This window comes from Nitrosospira multiformis (assembly GCF_900111585.1).
In the GTDB taxonomy this organism is placed as follows: domain Bacteria; phylum Pseudomonadota; class Gammaproteobacteria; order Burkholderiales; family Nitrosomonadaceae; genus Nitrosospira; species Nitrosospira multiformis_B.
Window position 1 is genome coordinate 1 of sequence record NZ_FOHI01000008.1, and the last position, 18,256, is coordinate 18,256.

At 53.1% G+C, this 18,256-nt stretch carries 16 protein-coding genes; all 16 read right to left on the minus strand.

Features of this window, described 5'->3' with window-relative positions:
• Positions 1 to 278: 278 nt before the first annotated feature.
• The 16 genes from BMW46_RS11855 to BMW46_RS11940 all read right to left on the minus strand — a co-directional run bounded on the left by BMW46_RS11855 (position 279) and on the right by BMW46_RS11940 (position 18,184).
• On the minus strand, positions 279 to 1,130 hold the full coding sequence (locus BMW46_RS11855; protein WP_074708844.1) for a formate/nitrite transporter family protein: 852 nt from the start codon (positions 1,128 to 1,130) through the stop codon (positions 279 to 281).
• A 37-nt stretch (positions 1,131 to 1,167) separates the two neighbouring features.
• On the minus strand, positions 1,168 to 1,791 hold the full coding sequence (locus tag BMW46_RS11860) for a hypothetical protein (RefSeq protein WP_074708846.1): 624 nt from the start codon (positions 1,789 to 1,791) through the stop codon (positions 1,168 to 1,170).
• The gene (locus BMW46_RS11865; RefSeq protein WP_074708848.1) at positions 1,788 to 2,402 is read right to left on the minus strand and encodes an SCO family protein; all 615 of its coding nucleotides are present in this window, start codon (positions 2,400 to 2,402) and stop codon (positions 1,788 to 1,790) included. The genes BMW46_RS11860 and BMW46_RS11865 overlap by 4 nt, the downstream gene beginning before the upstream one ends.
• Before the next feature lie 30 nt (positions 2,403 to 2,432).
• Entirely contained in the window at positions 2,433 to 3,920 is a 1,488-nt protein-coding gene (locus tag BMW46_RS11870; RefSeq protein WP_074708850.1) for a cbb3-type cytochrome c oxidase subunit I, read from the minus strand.
• Positions 3,921 to 3,932: 12 nt separating this feature from the next.
• Positions 3,933 to 4,460, minus strand: coding sequence for a cupredoxin domain-containing protein (locus BMW46_RS11875; RefSeq protein WP_081355788.1), 528 nt, complete (start codon positions 4,458 to 4,460; stop codon positions 3,933 to 3,935).
• A 734-nt stretch (positions 4,461 to 5,194) separates the two neighbouring features.
• A complete protein-coding gene (locus tag BMW46_RS15830) occupies positions 5,195 to 5,371 on the minus strand; it encodes a hypothetical protein (RefSeq protein ID WP_371113511.1) in 177 nt (58 codons plus the stop codon).
• A 373-nt stretch (positions 5,372 to 5,744) separates the two neighbouring features.
• Positions 5,745 to 7,634 (minus strand): asparagine synthetase B family protein, encoded by a 1,890-nt coding sequence (locus BMW46_RS11895; RefSeq protein ID WP_074708858.1) that lies wholly within the window; start codon positions 7,632 to 7,634, stop codon positions 5,745 to 5,747.
• 129 nt (positions 7,635 to 7,763) lie between these two features.
• Positions 7,764 to 8,996 (minus strand): pyridoxal-dependent decarboxylase, exosortase A system-associated, encoded by a 1,233-nt coding sequence (locus tag BMW46_RS11900; protein WP_074708860.1) that lies wholly within the window; start codon positions 8,994 to 8,996, stop codon positions 7,764 to 7,766.
• Positions 8,993 to 10,588 carry an acyl-CoA ligase (AMP-forming), exosortase A system-associated gene (locus BMW46_RS11905; protein ID WP_074708862.1) on the minus strand — a complete coding sequence of 532 codons (1,596 nt, stop codon included), beginning with the start codon at positions 10,586 to 10,588 and terminating at the stop codon, positions 8,993 to 8,995. Before BMW46_RS11905 ends, BMW46_RS11900 begins: the two co-directional genes overlap by 4 nt.
• A gap of 54 nt (positions 10,589 to 10,642) precedes the next feature.
• Complete coding sequence (prsR, locus tag BMW46_RS11910) at positions 10,643 to 11,992, minus strand: PEP-CTERM-box response regulator transcription factor (protein ID WP_074708864.1); 1,350 nt, start codon at positions 11,990 to 11,992, stop codon at positions 10,643 to 10,645.
• Between the two features lie 45 nt (positions 11,993 to 12,037).
• A complete protein-coding gene (gene prsK / locus BMW46_RS11915) occupies positions 12,038 to 14,119 on the minus strand; it encodes an XrtA/PEP-CTERM system histidine kinase PrsK (protein ID WP_074708866.1) in 2,082 nt (693 codons plus the stop codon).
• 22 nt (positions 14,120 to 14,141) lie between these two features.
• A complete protein-coding gene (locus BMW46_RS11920; protein ID WP_074708868.1) occupies positions 14,142 to 15,533 on the minus strand; it encodes a TIGR03013 family XrtA/PEP-CTERM system glycosyltransferase in 1,392 nt (463 codons plus the stop codon).
• A 10-nt stretch (positions 15,534 to 15,543) separates the two neighbouring features.
• Positions 15,544 to 15,744: a hypothetical protein gene (locus tag BMW46_RS11925; RefSeq protein ID WP_074708870.1), complete on the minus strand. Its 201-nt coding sequence runs from the start codon at positions 15,742 to 15,744 to the stop codon at positions 15,544 to 15,546.
• A gap of 383 nt (positions 15,745 to 16,127) precedes the next feature.
• Positions 16,128 to 16,793 (minus strand): LuxR C-terminal-related transcriptional regulator, encoded by a 666-nt coding sequence (locus tag BMW46_RS11930; RefSeq protein ID WP_256377055.1) that lies wholly within the window; start codon positions 16,791 to 16,793, stop codon positions 16,128 to 16,130.
• Positions 16,794 to 16,820: 27 nt separating this feature from the next.
• Positions 16,821 to 17,306 (minus strand): response regulator, encoded by a 486-nt coding sequence (locus tag BMW46_RS11935; RefSeq protein WP_074708872.1) that lies wholly within the window; start codon positions 17,304 to 17,306, stop codon positions 16,821 to 16,823.
• A 77-nt stretch (positions 17,307 to 17,383) separates the two neighbouring features.
• Positions 17,384 to 18,184 carry a S1 family peptidase gene (locus BMW46_RS11940; RefSeq protein ID WP_074708874.1) on the minus strand — a complete coding sequence of 267 codons (801 nt, stop codon included), beginning with the start codon at positions 18,182 to 18,184 and terminating at the stop codon, positions 17,384 to 17,386.
• Positions 18,185 to 18,256 lie beyond the last annotated feature (72 nt).

The following is an 18,256-nucleotide window of genomic DNA, read 5'->3' on the forward strand; positions in this document are numbered from 1 at the left end:
ACAGCACCCCACACGCAAGCGTAACCAGCCTCAGCCAAGGCTTCATTAACATCTGCTTCTCTCCTTTACTCCGTAATGATGTTGTTGTGTCTGGATACCGCGTCACCGCATCATTCCGATACGGCCTTCCCTCGCTACACATATCCATGTCTCAGCCAAAATCCCGCGCAATTCCCGGGCCAGACTAAAACAGCGCGTAGCCTAACTGGACAGATACCCTGTGTCAAGGAAATTGAGCATCGCGACGCCAAGCGCCGCGACGTTTCGGAGATATTTCTTTAAGGTGCCGTGCGCGTCGCGCCGCTCACCGGCTTTTCTTCTGTGGTGGCAGGATAAGGAGCAGACTTATTGACGTAATGCAGCACCATGCCTGTCAATACTGCACCCCCCACGATATTACCGAGCGTTACCGGAACCTGGTTCCAGAACAGCCATTGTCCGACAGTGATGTCAGCGCCGAGGAGAATAGCCGTGGGCATGACAAACATGTTTACGATGGAGTGCTCGAAGGCCAAGGCAAAAAAGGTTGAAACCGGCAACCAGATGGCAACCACCTTGCCAGTAGCGGATGTGGAAATCATGCCCAGGATGGTACCCATCGCCACCATCCAGTTGCACAATATGCCTTTGACGAAGGCGGTCAACCAGCCGTTCGCGCCCGCGTGCTCATATACCAGTGTTTTGGATTTGGCTACGGCGATGATCTTTTCCCCAAGTGCGCCATGTCCCTCGACAAACGCTTCGGTCAAGGCGATAGCGAGCAGCAACCCGACAAAGACACAACCAAAAAAATTACCGATATATACCCAAGTCCAGTTGCGGAACAGCTTATCGAGTGTGGTTTTACCCCGCAGCACACCGATGGGCAGCACTGCGAAATTGCCGGTGGCAAGCTCCATGCCGAGCAATATGATCATGGCAAAACCGACCGGGAAGACGGCGCCTGAAACCAGTGCACCAACGTTTTCAGGAAGACCGGCGGAAACCTTGAACGCAAGGGCAGTCCCGTACGCCAGAAGCGCGCCTGACATGAAGCCTTTGACCAACATCGTGCCCACGTCCAGTCCCGCCTTTTTCTTGCTGGCAGCTTCCACCTCTTCCATGAGTTTCAATGGCGGATGATAGTCCATACTTTTCTCTCAATTCTCCTAACGGAAAGTTTACGATTTATGCGAATGTTCGGCCTGACCCGCCTTGATCGGGTTTATCCGGACCAACACCGCCACCTACTAGCAAAGTCCCGAGCCACCAAAAGAAAAGCAGCACCGAAGCTATGACCATATACCACCCGGCATTCTCCTGATCATTCACCAGGTAACTGTTGCAGACACGCACAGGTGCAACAATATATAACCATCCGAGTACCGCCAGCATACTGAAAAAATTGGTCCAGACAAAGCCCCGGCCAATAAGGGTGAGGCGCCTCCAGGCCAAAACCAGAAGAAATCCGACGAGAAATGGTAGGCTCAGGAATTTTGCCACTTCGGCCCATGGATCTGTCAATGCTGCATCCAGTGCCCGAGGAAGCATCCAGTAACTTGAAGCAAACAAGGCCGCTATTACACAAGGCCAAGCGCCACCGAACCGGATCAGGAGAGAGTCCTGCATACGCCCAGGTACCAGGCGGGCAGCAATGATTCCGATTACTACAAGCAAAGGCATCTGCACCAGCATATGCCTGCTCATGGAGGCTTCCAGCCAATCTCGTGCAATAGGTGTGGCAAGGAGCAGGTAGAACACTCCAAGCGCAAGCGCGCTTCTGCCGGGATGATGAGATAGGGTTCCAATCATAGCAACGCTACGACTTGCTCGGCGAATGGGACCGCTTTATCGATATCGCTGATCAGCCTGAGTCTTCCATCCCGCCCAACGAGATGGAGAGCGGTGTTATGCTCAAATCCGCCAAACTGGTCCGGTATCACGATAATGCCAAACGCATCCAGCAGCGATTGAAGCTCCGCCTTATCGCGTACTCTTGCGATACGCCAGATCTCGCCGTCGGCACCATAGGCTTCGCCATACTTCTTCAAACTGGCGGGATCGTCGTGCTCAGGATCAAAGCTGATGCTAAGCAGGGCAAAATCGCGCCCCAACGACTCCTCTGGTATCAGGTCCCGAATCTGCTTGAAGATCATGCCCATGCTCCGACACAAGGTGGTGCAGCGCGTGAAAATGAAGTCTACCGCAAGCAACTTTCCCTGGTAATCTTTCAGGCGAAAGATTTTTCCGTTCTGATCTTCAAGTGTAACATCCGGCAGCGCACGCGGAGAGCGAAGTATTTCCACGCGTCTTGCCGTTTCGGCCGTAAATGCCGTGAATCCGTCAGTCCCCCACCAAAAAACCCATGTGCCCAGCGAAGTCACCAGCGCTGAAATAAGTACGCTGCGTTTTGCCAGGCTCATGGGTTATGTCACGCCCTTACCATGTAGGTGTTATGTAGCCATACTTCGCGCAAGGGAGGCACGTTGATAATCGCGGCTTGCCAGCCCCAACCGCGTAAGAAAGCGGAAGATGAATACTAGCACAGAAGCGATCAACAGCATTGCGAAATATGAAGCAATTTTGTCGTAAGGCACCCATTCCGGAAGATGTTCCGCGTAGCGGCGCGCCGCGCTGATTTTCCCGGAATAGAGGAAGCTCATGGTGAAACCCATCGTGCCGATAACGAATCCCCAGAAAGCAGCGACGTCAAGGGCGCTATCCGGCGCATTCTCGTTCGGCTTGCCAAGGTAATACATGAACCCGAAGACCATCGCAACCATGCCGAGCAACAGATAGGTATGGAAGTGTCCCGGCACCCACAACGTGTTGTGCATGACATAGTTGACCGTGATGGTGCCGTCGATGAACGCGGGCATGGCGCCGACTGCCCAACCGAAGAGCGACACGAACAGCAGCCGTGAGCACATATCCCAGCGAATACCCGAACGGTACACGATCATCATGGCGCCATAACCCGTCACGATCAGGATCGGGAAGGTATTGAGATAGCCGATGATGTGACCCATGATCAGGAACCACTTGGGATAGGCATAATCCATCAACAGGTGATGCGGGAAGATGAACATGACCATTATTGTGGAAGCGGTCCAGGAGGCAAGAAACACCTTGTTCGACTTCCAGGGACGTTGCGTATAGCGCGGCAGGATTTCATAGACCGCGATCACAGCCATGTAGATAACGGCATTGATGAATACGTGTCCGAAGAAGTAGATCATGCCCTTGGCCAGCAGCGGATCGATTTCGAAAGTCGGAACGTAAACATTGATCAGCATCATAACCAAGATGCTGGCGCCTACCACCAGGCCAATCAGGTTGACGATGGTGACCATAGTGCTGGCAACCACAGCCGGCGGCGGTGCGTTGCCGTCATCAGGACCGAAAAGCTGGGGCCAGCCAAGCCCGCGACCCAGACCGCCGTAGCGGCTGATGATGGCGCGAGCGATATCCAGATGCAGCAGCACGAAACCGACGCCGATGACCAGCAGTCCGCCCATGAACAGCGCGGCGGCTCCCGGACTCCACATACCCATGGAAGTGCTTGGCAATGGGAAGAGGAAGGTCCAGGCGGCGTGGAAATCGCCAAGCAGGACACTTGCCAGGATCATGACGACACCTGTCAGAAACAGGATCAGGTTGGCCATGAATATACCTGTCGACAGATCGACATACTGACGCAGAAAATGCCACATGACGGCCGCTCCGGCCAGCGCGACGATACCCACCATTCCGGCACCGTGCAACGTCATGATTTTATAAAACCAGAGTGCCCCGATAGAGATCATTTGCGCCTGCTCCATCCTCATAAGCAGGCCGAAAAGCATCATCAGTAGCAATACCACACAGGAGATGACCAGATAGGCCAGCACCCCCGCCTTGGCTCCCTGATCGGGAACCGGGGTATAAGTATAAGTTGCCATGCTTATTCCTTTTTAAGATTTCCCAACTTTGATTTCGGTCATCATATTGTGATGAGCAACACCGCAATACTCCATGCACAATACCCGGTAGGTACCCTCCTTGGGGAAGGTGATGTGGATTACGTTGGTGTAGCCGGGCATTGCCTGGGCCTGCGCAATCAGACGCAAGTCAGGATCATAAATGCCGAAGCCATGGTTCACGTCGGCGCTGGTGACACGTATGTCGACCGGCTGATTGGGCTCGACCTGGTCGCGGTCCATTTCCCAGTACCACATATGACCGGTAACATTGATAACCTGGGCAGGACCACTACTGGCCACGGCCTTGGGACTATAAGGCAAGCCCATCAGGTTGTAGATCATCGCCGGGAAGAAGACCAGCGCGACCACCCAGAACAATTTGGTGCGAAAACTGTATGCACGCTTCACCAGCGGCCCATATTCTTCTTCGCGCTTTCCGGAATTGATGGCGACGAACACGACACCAAACGTGATCATCAGCATCAATACAAGGGAAACCTGCCACGCGGTTTCTTGCATTATATTCTCCTTCTTTCTGTATATTTCATCTTTAATGCCCAGTTAAATCATGGAATATCGGCCGACAGGGAGCCCGGGTGCATGCGATGATCCTGGCGCGATTGACAATGTGCTCTTTTCAGATGATTTTCCAGATTGCATGAGAATCCGTTCAGGAACACAGACAATCCGCTGAAACGTTCACACAGCCGCGATGCATCCGAAACTATTCATACCCACTTTATTCCGATCTGGAATCGACGTATTGGCATGCATCAGAATATCCTACCCGGTCGATACCGTCAGAAAAAAGATAAAGAAAATTATCGAATGGCTGAGCCTGCAATCTCCACGCCTCTTACCTCTGACCCCGCACTTTTTACCTCTTGTCGTGGCCTATCATGCGGTTGTATGCAGGCGAAAAAAGCAGTATTTCCAAACTTCTTTCGCGACCATTGAACAGCTGACTTGAACCGTTCCACCCCTCTTGCCGGAAATAATCCTTTCCGATCCCACACCGACAATATCATACCTGCAATACCCATACTTGCTACGCTGGTATGCATATTGATTACTGCGTGAGGGCTGGAGTATGCTGGATGAAGAGTTCGATGTCAAGCGCGACATATAGACGGCCTAAATTCGTAACCATAGGAAATGTAGGGTTAAATTCTCTCGAAAGAGGTCATGGGCAATGCGGTTTCAATCGCTGCAGGAGTCTTTTCCGGGCCTAGACGGGGCGCCCTTTCCATCTTTCAGCCGCACCGCAGGCATGGTACTTTCCACCCAATGCAGCAGATGGGAAGGCAGATAAGCGCGTCTCCATTCATCTGCCGCATATTTGCCGGCCCCGGGTAGGTCGGATAAGTATGAATGGTGCCCAGTATCTTGTTCAGAACCAGACCCTGTTTCATTGCCGGCACGAATTCCACCAGCAGGTCGCCGGCGCGTTCGGATACGATCGTTACGCCCAGAATACGATTCTTACATGATGGTAGCTATCATTTGCCTGCCAGGTACAGGAATTTTGGCTGGAAATCTGGTTGATGCGAGTGAAGGGATGTTCGAAGAGATAGAGATCGAAGCGAGTCACAAGGCGATATCCCGCGGAGCGAGCCGTCAGGGCAAGGGATATTCAGGGTGCCTGCTCTCTTATTCTGCACTTCTTGTGCCTGCAATCCTCCTGCCTGCGAATAGCGCGGATGAAAGTTCCAACCTCAGACATCCAGGCTATGATCGGAGGACTACAGGAGAAGCGTTTCGTGCCTGGAAACGCAACTGATCATCTGTTACTTATCCCGGTTCTCATGCCTGAGAATGTATTGCACTTCGAGAGTCCTGTCGCTGCCTGTACCATTGCTCCAGCATCATGAGCACCCATACCATGGTGCCGTGATATCCGGCATGCTCCTCCAGGTGCTGCTGCAGCAGCTTCTCGATAAAGTCACCGCGGATGATATTTCTCGATTTGAGATCGCTCAGGCTATCCCATGCCAGGTCCTGCAGGTTTTTGTGGGTTTGAAGCCACACTCCGAAAGGTAACCCAAAACCATGTTTTTGCTTGGCAATAATATCGTCCGGCAAAAATCCCCGCAGGGCTTCCTTGAAGAAGTAGCGCAACTTCGTCCCCTTGAGCTTCAGGTGAGGTTCGAGCCGCAGGGAAAAAGCAACAATCTCATCGCTGATAAGCGGAAACGCAACGTCCATTCCCGCCAACTCGCACGCCTTGGCGACCTTGGGCAAGTCGTTATCGGCGAGCGTGAATTTGCGGTCAAATGCAAGCATTTGATTAATCAAGCTTCTAGCATCATTCTCATGATAGGTCTCGTCCAGCAGCCGGGCCGGATAACCCGGATTTACCGCATCGAGAAATTCAGGGGTAAAGATAGCGTCGCGTCCGTAACGTTCAAGAAGATTGTAGGTCTCTGTGCGCGCGGGCATGGGGATGGACGCCTGTTCAACATAACTGCGCGCTTTCCGTATCAAGGGAAGCGCCCCTCCTCCAGGAAGACCAAAAACAACCGGTTCGATGAGTCCCTTGCGCAATAACAAGGGAGTCTGCTCATACAGCGAGAAAATGTGTTGCTTGGCATAACGTACGTTACCGCCAAAAAGCTCATCGCCCCCATCTCCGCCGAGCATTCTGCTGAGGCCGTCGGATTTTGCCATCTGCGCGCAGTAATAGGCGGGTAACGCGGAAGAGTTGCCGAAGGGCTGGTCGAATACCGCTGCAACCTGGGGAATGGCGGAGACGATATCCTCCGGGGTAACGTAGTACTCCTGATGACGGGTGCCAAAATGCTTGGCTGCGATCCGGGCATATCCCATTTCATCATAACCCGTTGCATCGAAACCAATGGAATAGGTGCGTGCCGGTTGCCCGCTCACCTCACCCAATATCCCGGCAATCGTCGAACTGTCGGTTCCGCCACTGAGAAAGGCACCTGTTTCGTCATCGCCAATGGCGGTCCGCACACTGGAATGCAATACTTCGAGAAACTCCTGCTTGAGTTCCGAGAAAGGGCGTCTTTCATCTTCCCGAAACCGCATCTCCCAGTATTTTCCGGTCTTGATGCCGCCCTTACTGTAGACGAGATATTCGCCCGGCAGAAGGCGTTTCTGCCCCTGATAAATGGTGTCAGGACTAGGCACCATATGAAAGTAGATGTAGTTATACAGACTCTGGAGGTCGATTTCCGAGCTGATCGAAGGATGCAGGCGTATGGCATCTGATGACGACGCAAATACCAAGCCTCCGGCCACAGCCTGGTAGGAGAGTGGGTAAGTGCCCATCCGGTCTGTCGCCAGAACGACCTCATTCGCATTCTCATCAACAATACAGCATGCAAACGCACCGCTCAGGCTCTCGAAAATCTTTGCGCCTCTTCCGTCTCCTCCACTCCTTCCCCGCCAATTTTCAGCCAGCGTTCTCGCTATGCCTTCGCGTTGCGCCTGTTCATCCAGGCGAGGTTCCAGAAAATTTCCCCGCCCCCACAACGCGGCAAAAAGCCCATCCCTCTGATAAATGTGAGCGCGCCCGTCCGGAGCAGCGGTTGCCAAAGCACTATTCCCGCTCGCGCACGCATGCAACTTACAACTGTCAAACCGTACGAGCGGGCTTGCCATTTGCCGGAGCAGCGCCAGGTTTTCAGTAACAGAATGGCCATATCCCAGCCAGCCGCATAGTCCACTCACAGAAATTCTCCACGTTTTCTTGGCATTGTGCTTCTCGTTATCTGATGGATTCTTTGTGGATTATTTGCTTTTTGCCGTCCTCTTGGTCAAAAGGCATAACGGTCCTCATGCATGACGGTGCTGAATTTGCTAGACCAGCACTTCCATGGGCGGCGGATGACTGAGAAACGCCGTAGGACTGGCGGTCAAGCCGTATGCGCCGGATTGAAACACGACGATAAGATCACCCGCTTCCGCCCTGCTCATCTCCATGCGGTCGGCCAGAAGATCCAGCGGCGTGCAAAGCGGTCCCACCACCGAAACAATTTCTCTGTCGGTTCCCTGTACCCGATTTCCCACTACGACCGGATAATTCTTGCGTATCACTTGACCGAAATTGCCGGAAGCCGCCAGATGATGATGCAATCCTCCATCCGTGATCAGGAATATCTGCCCTCTGGATTCCTTGCGTTCGAGCACCCGGCAAACGTAGATGCCCGCCTCCGCCACGAGGTATCGGCCAAGCTCGATGACGATGCGCCCTTCCGGTAGCGCCTGTCTCACTCCGGGTATGAGGCGCCGCAGATTCTCGCCAACCGCCGCCAGATCCAACGCTTCATCCCCGGGAAAATAAGGCGTACCGAAACCACCGCCTATGTTCAGCATGCGGACGGGAGCGGGAGCATGTTTCGCGAGCGCAATGCCCAACTGGAAGGTCTTTTCATGCGCTTCCTGCAGGGCGGCTACTCTCAGGTTCTGAGAGCCGCTGAAAATATGAAATCCTTCGAAATCGAGCGCCAGTCTTCCCAGTCGGGCCAGCATGGCAGGAACGCGTTCGGCATCCACCCCAAACTGCTTGGGACCACCACCCATTTTCATGCTGGATGATTTAAGTTCAAAATCCGGATTGACGCGAACAGCCACTTTTGGGCGTACCCCAAGATAATCACCCAGGGTGGCGATTCGCTCCATTTCCTGCTCGGATTCCATATTGAGAACGATGCCGGCGGCAATGGCGCAGGAAAGTTCGCTGTCGCTCTTGCCCGGCCCGGCGAAGCTGATTTCACCGGGTGGCATAGGGGTATCGAGCGCAACCTTCATTTCCCCCGCTGAAGCGACGTCCAATCCATCCACCAATCGAGCCATATGCTGCACGACAGCCGGCATGGGATTGGCTTTCATCGCATAGTGCAAGTGAATTTCCGCAGGCAGATGCTGGCGCAGGAACGCCACGCGATCCGTCAGCCTTTGCCGGTCATACGCGTAGAAAGGTGTCTTTCCCGCGCGCTGCGCCAGGCGTGTGAGAGACAGCCCTCCGATCTCGAGGCAATCATCGTTTATGGAAAATTGAATGGGGGCGTGTCTTGGCCGAGAATCCGTCATGCGCCGGGTTCCATGAAAATATCGTGCAATTCCTGAGCAAGACGCTTGCGATCTATCTTGCCATTGGGGTTGCGCGGCAAACTGCCCTCTCTGTACTCGATCCGGCTGGGTAGCATGAAGGCGGGAAGATGAGTCTTGCACGCAGCGAGCAACGCATCGTCGGCTGCCTTCAAACCCGCCCTCGGGGTCGCAATCAGGACAATAGCATGACCCAGCACAGGGTGGGGCACTCCCACCGCGGCGACTTCTCCCACCAGTTCCGTGCCATAAACGACTTCTTCGACCTCTGTCGGACTGACACGATAACCAGATGTCTTGATCATTTCATCGCGACGACCGATAAAATAAAGAAAGCCTGCTTCATCCATGCGAACCGTATCTCCCGACCATACTGCCAGTTCGGGGATAGTCAGACCTGACTCCCGGTAAGGAACGGGCCTGAAGCGCTCAGCGGTTTTTTCCTTGTCATTCCAATACCCCATGGAAACAAGAGGACCTCTATGCACCAGTTCGCCCGGTTCGCCGGGAGCGCAAGGCGACCCGTCCTCCCGTACCACCAGGACCTCAGCATTAGGAATTGCTTTGCCGATGGAGTCCGGACGGGTATCGACTTCTTCAGGCGGAAGAAAAGTGGAGCGAAAGGCTTCGGTAAGCCCATACATGAGAAACACGGCGGCATTGGGCAACACATTTCGCAGCAGATCAAGCGTCGCCCTCGGCATCGCCCCGCCGGAATTGGTGATATAACGTAACGAAATACCCTTCGGCCAGCTTAATTGCGCCAGTTGAATCCACAGAGGCGGAACCGCCGCCAGCCCGGTAATCTTTTCTTCCTTCAATGCATCGATGATATCGCGCGGGAGCAGATAGTTCATCAGAACGCCAGTCGCTCCGACGCGAAACGCGGTAGTAAGCTGACTCAGTCCATAATCGAAACTGAGCGGCAACACGGACAGAATACGGTCGTCCGGACTGTTCTTCAAATATTGAGATACGCTTGCCGCGCCGGCTACGAGATTACGATGGGAAAGAACGACTCCTTTCGGCTTCCCCGTGCTTCCTGAGGTGTAGAGGATAGCAGCCATGTCAGCATCGGTGGCATGGTGCGGAACTGCCCGCCCATCAGGTTTGCCGGCGGTGACAACGTCATTCCAGGATACGACAGTCAGACCGGGAACAGACATGGTGGCTTCTGCCCGATCGGTTACGATCACCGCATGGAGATCATGACACTGAGGCAGCGCTTCGACAAGCAACTTCAACCGCTCGACCGAAGTCACGAGAATTCTTACGTTACAGTCGCGCAGGATGTAGGCCACCTGTTCCGGTTTCAGAAGCGGATTGACTGGCACGAAGGCGCCTCCCGCGGCCGCTGCCCCAAACAGACTCGTCACTGCCTCTATACGTTTCTCCAGGTAGACCGCGACACGCTCGCCTCGATCCAGCCCCAGTGCCAGCAGACCCGCTCGCACCAAGCCGATTTCGCGCGCAAGATCAGCGTAACTCAGTCTGTTTCGCTGGTAAACCAGCGCTTCCTTATCTGAAAAACGATTGGCAGATTCGAAAACGAGATCCTGGATAAGGTGCGTCATTGGAAGCGAGCCTGTTGACTGTAATTTTGATATGGAATGCGTGTCTGCATGGAATTACTTCAAGCCGTGGCGATTCATCAGATCATAAATGGTGGGACGGCTGACGCCCAGTAATTCAGCCGCCTTCACCACGTTCCCATCCACTCTCGCCAATGCTTTCATCAGCGCACTGCATTCTGCCCTGTCCCGTATCTGGCGAAGATTGATAGGTTCAGCTGCGCTTGTGCCGTATAGGCCGAGATCATCCGCGCCGATTACCGAGCCCTCTGCCATGATGACCGCGCGCTTGATACAATTCTCCATTTCACGCACGTTGCCTGGCCATGAATGATTTTCAATGGCAGCCAGCGCTTCCTGGCTGAAATTCAGAGAGGAACGTTTCTCCTGCATGCAAAACTTGTTCTTGAAATGATGGGCAAGTAGCGCGGCATCCCCCACCCGCTGTCGCAAGGGAGGAATGGTTATCACAATTTCACTCAAGCGGTAATACAAATCTTCGCGAAAACGTCCATCCTCGATCAGTTTCTTGAGATTCTGATGCGTGGCACATACCACGCGCACGTCCACGGGTATTTCCTTCCGACCCCCTATTCGCTCGATCACCCTTTCCTGCAAAAAACGGAGAAGCTTGGCCTGCAAGGGCATGGGCAGATCGCCCACTTCGTCAAGAAAAAAAGTGCCTTCGTGCGCGAGCTCGATTTTTCCGGGCGTCTGCTTGATGGCTCCCGTATAAGCACCCTTTTCATAGCCGAACAATTCACTTTCCAGCAACGCCTCCGGGATGGCTGCACAATTAATGGCCATGAAGCGCTTCTCCCGCCTGGCGCTCAACTGATGGAGCGCCCGCGCCAGAATTTCCTTGCCGGTACCACTCTCACCCAGCAGTATAACCGTAGCATCCGAGGGTGCGACTTTTTCCACGTTGCGGCATACCTTGCTCAAAACGGGATCGCGGGTTATGAGGCCGCTGATGGGAGAGTTCATCTGGGCCTGCAACAGCTTGCGATTCTCCTGCTGCAGAGCATAGAGATAGTATGCCCGTTCTATCACCAGGCTCAGGATATTGGGATCAAAAGGCTTCTGATGAAAGTCATAAGCCCCTGCAGCGATAGCCTTGAGAGCATTTCCATGGTCCTGATTCCCGGTGAGGACAATTACCTTCGTATCTGGCACGAGTTCAAGTATCTGTTCCAACGTAGCCAGGCCTTCCGAAGCACCATCCGCATCGGGAGGAAGCCCCAGGTCCATGGTAACAACGGCGGGCTCATGCCGTCTGACCAGAGCAAGCGCGCTTTCGCGGTCGCTTGCCACCAACACTTCATAAGCATCGAAGCTCCAGCGCAATTGGCGTTGCAATCCGGGATCATCCTCGATCACCAACAAACTCTTCTTATCCTGACTCATTCAGTCCTCTTATTACCGGTATTACGGTCCCTCGAATTCATTAAATCAGCCCGCCTTCTGAATGCCCGCAGTCCGCACTCCATAAAGAGGCAGAATGATCCGGAAAATCGTACCACTCGAGGCGCTGCTGCTGACTTCCACCTCTCCGCCCAATTCGGAAACGTATTCCCTGCTTTCAAAAACACCTATTCCCATGCCTGCCGACTTGGTGGATTCGAAAGGTTTGAACAGCTTTTCACGAATGAATTTCTCGCTCATGCCATGTCCTGTGTCTTTTATTTCTATTACGGCAAAATCATTCTTTCGCATTAGCCGAACCCATACTTGTCCATTGCGTGCAGTGGCTTCAATTGCATTTTGAATGAGATGGCCCACTACGCGCTCCAGTCGTGCAGCGTTTGCATATACGGAAAGATCGGGATCCAGTATCTCGAGAACAGGTTTGAGCTCGGTAATGGATTTGCTTTTCACTACCGCCTGCAGCAACTCGGCAATAACGAGGGGGGCGGGCTTCTCCGGCGAATCGCCACTGCTCAATTTTTCCAGGAGACGCTTCATCTTTTGCACCGAGAGATATACGGTTTCTATCATGTCCTGCTGAAATTCGGGATTTTTCCTGTGCTTCTCAGCATTCGAGAGCAAGAGGGACAACTGTGAAACGAGATTCTTCAGATCATGCACGACGAAAGTCGACATGCGGTTGAAAGACTCGAATTGGCGGGCAACCATCAGGGCATTCGCAGCCTCGTGCTGCGCCAGATAGCTTGCTGCCTGTTTCCCGGCGACCTTGAGCAGATCGCTTACTTCCCAGTTCAGCTTAACCTTGCTCCGCGGTTGGACCAGCACTACGAAGCCGAACAATTTTCGATGCTGAATCAGCGGCACGACCAGCCATGCCCTGGAAATTGCTTGCAGCCATTGGGGCAGAGGAATTGCGTACTTTTCGGGACCTGCCGCATATTCTCCCAGATCGATTACCCACTCCTTGTTTTCCAGAAATTGACAGAAGGGGCTGCTTGAGGACTCCACCCCACCTACTGGCGGTATATTCAAATGCGCGACGGGTTCGAAGCTCCCCGATTCCTTTCGGATCCACAAGCTTCCGCCCGGGCTTTCCACCAATTGCGCCAGAGCCTGGATTACGCGCTCCTCCAGCCCATGCTCGCCTTCAGCGAGAGTGCGGGTAAAATGCAGCCATTCTTCCCGATAGTCATAGTTGTAACTGAAAAAATGCTTACTGATGAAGACCCTGAGCCAGGAGCGCAGCGTTCCGGAGAATAGCACCGCCAGAAGAAGAACGATTGCGCCAAACAGGAAACTGACCTGCATGACGGTACCCCAGCTTCCTCCGAAAAATCGAAGGTAGTAACCGGTGGCCGCCATTGCCAGCAAATAAGCGGCGGCGCCGAACAGCGCAGCCGAATAGAAAAGAATTCGGCGCGACACCGCAATCCCCAGCGACCAGTCGGGATTGCGTGCAGCAGAAACCGCGATAAGCGGAATGACCAGGGCATTGATTATTCCACGTGCTGCCCATATCTCGGGATTGATCTGCTTGAGAAGCAAAGCATCACTGTAGAGATAAAAATCGTAAGCAAAGATACCGCCGATGCCGAGACACGCAAACTTTATGCCCCATCGTTGTCGTAGAGGAGTGTTACGATAAACCTGCTCGACGAGGATCATACCCAGTATGGCCATGGCAAGACTTCCGACTATAGTGCTCGTGAAATCAGCCGTGGCGTGGAACGCATGGTCATCTTTCCCGTGCGAATACGCCGTTACAAAAAGACAACCGGTGTATAGCAATGCAATGGCCGTGAGAGCCGGGGAAGTTCTTGCACCGGAGGAATTTTTTTCCTGCTGGTGGAGTCCCAGCAGCACGATCAGAAAACCTGTCCATCCAGCATTTCTCAGAATCTCCAGCACATCCGATGAAAGGGAAAGAGGAGCATTCTGGTTTGCCTGATAAGCAAAGAAGGCGGCCCACAGTACCGAAAGCAGGCACGCGACAAGGAGCATCATGCCATGCAGCCGCCCTCGCCAGCTTGTAAGCAGGAGCGCAGCCAAGACCAGATGCGCCATTCCAGCCATTGCATAGCTGGCGGTGGCTACCGTCGTCAGCATCTCGGACTAGAGTTCCTCAAAATCATCTTCCACCCTTGCCTAACAGGACAACCTCGATGGTTTCTATCAGGATAATGACATCAAGGAACAAACTGTGGTTCTTCACATAGTAGAGATCGTACTGAAGCTTTTCGATCGCGTCTTCCACTGAGGCCCCATATTGATAGCGAACTTGCGCCCATCCCGTTATTCCCGGTTTTACGCTGTGCCTGACGTTGTAATAGGGAATTTCCGCAATCAACTGGTTCACGAAATAAGGTCTCTCCGGACGTGGCCCGACGAAGCTCATATCCCCGTTAAGCACGTTGAATATCTGGGGAAGCTCATCAATCCGCAGTTTGCGGATAATTCTACCGACACGTGTCACTCGCGGATCATTTGTCAGCGCCCACTGCGGCTTCCCCCCCCTCTCGGCATCATTCCGCATGCTGCGAAATTTGGCGACCATAAAGGTCTTACCACCCTTTCCTACCCTTTCCTGGCGGTAAAAAATCGGACTGCCATCCTCCAGAAGAATACAAAGCGCAGTGACGACCATGACGGGTAACGTAATAATCAACAGTATGCTGCTCGCAACCACATCGAAAACACGCTTGATGGCGGTTCGAAGAAGGCTCTGATCAAATCCCCCGCCAAAAATCAGCCAACTCGGGTAAAGGGAATTGACACGAATCTTGCCTTGCTCACGCTCGAAAAAAGCGGCTGAATCGGTAACCTTGACACCGTTCAGCTTGCATTCCAGCAAATCCTGTATCGGGAAGCATCCTCCTCTTCGTTCTTGGATCGCGATGATGATCTCCCTCACCTTGAGACGGTTCACCAGGGACATCAGGGAATCCACTCTGGGCAATACCGAGGAGGCCGGGACCTGCAGCTCTTCATCGGCTAGGGGAACGAAACCGACGATCTTCAGGCCCCTGTGTCTGGAACCATCTTTCGCCCGCTCGACGAACTCTCTGGCCCTTCCGCCTATTCCCAGCACAATGGCCTGGGATTCGAGAAGCCGCAGGCTCGACCATTTAAGAAAAGCCGCGCGCGTCATGAGAATGCCGGAAAAGGCAAGGAGCATTACCAGTCCCAATATGCCTCGCCCGAGATAGAGATCGGGCACCAGATAGAATATCAGGGTCATGATCCCGAATCCGGCCAGTAAGGATGGCATCAGGCGGAACAGGGTATCCTTGATATCCAGCCGCGAATCGAGCTGATACAGTCCCATCGCGGCCATGCACAGAATCATGACAAAAGCAAAGGTGCCAGCTTCCGGAAGCAAGGAAGAGAGAGAAAATGGCTCAACGTAGTTAAAAAAACGAAGGCCTGTTCCAAGATACACTACGAACATCAGTACGAATACTTCCGCGCCGATGAGCAGGACTACCGTTCTTGATATGTAATGATTAGAAATACGAAACAATTTTCACCCCTCATCCTATGCCGCAACGGGCAACAATGAGCAAGACAGCTCGCGCCGCCTCTTTCAGCCGTCTCTTTCCTTTTGTCGAACCGAAGATCTGGCAGAGAGACTTCAGGTCCGACACGTGCGAAAAATTATCTGCCGGATTAAACACACTGCTTAAAGTACTGCTGGGCCGCCCATTCAATTCTCCGATGCCAGTGTGACGCATGGCGCCATTCCTGCACTCATAAGTATCTAACTTCCTGGATTATATGAGACATTCTTCGAATGAGGATCCGTTTTCCGAACTGGATCGCTACATCATATCAATTTCTACAGCAGGGACAATTGGACTTTAGTACGCCAAGAATCGGAAAGGGGCGTCGTCCGGAGCACTGGGCAGTCTTCCGCATCAAACACTACGAAAACATGAAAAGGAGAAGGGGAACAGAAACCAGCAGGAACCAGAGGTGAAAAGGATATTGGGCTGAAGTATTGGACGGACTATTGGCTATTGAGCGAAATCTTTTTTGAATACTCTAGCGAACCTTCCAGGCTTTCATGCTGAAGAGCTGGGTGATGTCAGGGAAGCCTGCCGCGGATGCGAAACACTCAATGGCTCATTTTCGAGGAGTCCCCGGGGTAGATGGATCCCTTGACAATCAAAGCCAGCTTGAGCCGGTCGGCAATATCCAGCTTGCGAAAGACTTCCGTCAGGTGAGCTTTTACCGTGCGCTCCGTAATATCCAACCGACGGGCAATCTGCTTGTTCGATTCACCGTTTCCCACAAGCGTTGCAATTTCATATTCACGTTGAGTCAAATTGGCAAGCAGCTCTCCAATCGCCTGTTTGATTTTGGTCTTTTCCTGGGTGATCGTAACAAGCTCATTCAGCAGATGCCAGCTGAGCGTTCTTCGAATCCAGAGTTCGCCGCGTTGCACCGCTGTCACCACACTGTGTAGCTGCTCTCCATCGATATCGCGCCGGCAAACTCCCTTGACACCGGTTCTGAACAACGCCCACTCAGCCTCGTCCGGAAGGGAGTGACTCAAGATTATCACTTTAGCCTCTGGATGCAATTTTATAAGTGCCGAAATTCCACCTGGAGCATTCAATTGCGGCAAATCATAATCCAGCAGCAGAACTGAAGGCTTTAAACGAGCCAGTTCAACCTTGAGAGATTCAAGATTGGTCGAGCAGAATATCGGAGACAGGGTGCGCACCCCCTGCTCCCAATGATACAGATCGTCCTGAGAAGCGCTAGCCAGCAGGATCAAGGAGTTCTCCCGGAAAAAAACAAGTCATCAGTGCAGCACTCTATCCATTATTTTGCCCAGCATCTGCCGTGTCACCCAGATCTCACCACGGTCCACGACACGAACAGCCTTCAAAAAATAAAAAGGATCAGTCTCGTGGCTGAGACAGCCGCGCGCCCCATTCGCCAGGGCCTGGATGATCTGCTCCTCCTGAACTGATTTATCGGTCAGCAGTAACACGAGCGTTTCGGGGCATGTCCGGTGTAAAGCTTCCAGCAGCGCGCATTCCCTTTCAATGGATAAATCGAGATTGACAAAAAGAATACGCGGCTTGAGTTGGGTAATCCTGGCAACCACATCTTCAATTGATACAAGGTTTTTATCAGGCTCAGGCTCATGGGCTGCAGGAATGCCGTCCCCGTCGGACATCACATCTGTCAACACCTCGATACCCGACCCTTCCTGCAAAGACTGCTCCAATTTCGAACGCCTGCCGGCGTCAGTGTCCGCTATTGCCACGGTAACGGTTTGCATTGTTTCTCCTTCCAATTACTTCTCAATATCCAAAAATCAGTCGAGTTGCGGGTATGAGCAGATTTTCAATCACGTCTTTACTCCGGTTCGATGCGACGCAGCAGTTCCTGGATATAAGTCGCAGGGATAGCATAGGTTATGCCGCTCGGATTGCTGAGCGCCGCCTCCTTCTTCCCCTTCACGAATACCATGTTGATTACGCCATAGACTACCCCGGACTCGGGATCATAAAGCGGACTCCCGCTATTGCCCGGATACGCAGTGCCGTCGAGCTGAAAAACCGCATAAATGGGCTTTTGTAACTGATTGATCATCTTCGCGTCGAGTTGCCGCGAATTATGCGCGGGCAAAATAATCGGCGTGATGGATGAAACCATGGCACGATGGGTAACCGGGTAAAACCCAAGGACCATCCCGATCGGGAAACCGGTGAAAGCCAGATTCTGCCCTTCACGCACTTTGCGGGCATCTCCCAGTTCCATGGCTGGCAGAGCCTCGCCGGAAATTCTGAGCACCGCCAGATCGTGCTCCTTGTCGATTGCAGCAATATTGGCAGACCTGAGTTCACCCTGTTTTCCCTTGCCGGTAATGACGGTATATGACTCATGATTGGCAACGTCCAGCACCTCGGGAACAACATGAGCATTCGTAACCACATGGAGGCCATCATTCAATACAAAACCGGTTCCGAGGAAATTCAGAGCGGGCGAACGTGTTTTCTGGAAAGTACCCACCCCTACGATCGAGGGCTTGACACGTTCAATGGTTTTGACGAGATCGCTACCCCAGAGCGGGGTAACGAACATGAGCGCCAAAACGCTGAGGTATTGAACAGAGCCGATGTGGAGAACCAGCAAGGCTTTGCGGATGCGTATCATCCCTCGAATTCATTTACAACTTCAACCGATCCCCTGAGACCCCCTCCAATTTCTTCCTGTATTATTCGCGCA